At 35.8% G+C, this 212-nt stretch carries 1 rRNA gene; it reads right to left on the bottom strand.

Annotated features, from left to right (window positions below):
- Window positions 1–61, bottom strand: a 5S ribosomal RNA gene (gene rrf / locus SB717_RS40205); the annotation flags it as partial.
- Window positions 62–212 lie beyond the last annotated feature (151 nt).

Genomic DNA, 212 nt, shown 5'->3' with positions numbered 1-212 from the left:
AGAGCTTAACTTCCGTGTTCGGTATGGGAACGGGTGTGACCTCTTCGCTATCGCCACCAGACATATTATATTATACACTATTTTATAAAGAAAGCAATACTTTTTTTTCGAAAGATTTATTCTTTCAAAACTAGATAACAGTTTGCTGAGTAAAGCTTACGCTTTTAAAAGTTTGGTTAAGTCCTCGATCGATTAGTATCAGTCAGCTACAC

Origin of the sequence: Priestia sp. SIMBA_032 (assembly GCF_046535215.1) — a bacterium.
GTDB lineage: Bacteria > Bacillota > Bacilli > Bacillales > Bacillaceae_H > Priestia > Priestia aryabhattai.
Note: the sequence above shows the minus strand (reverse complement) of the source record. Positions and strands in the feature narration are given on the sequence as shown.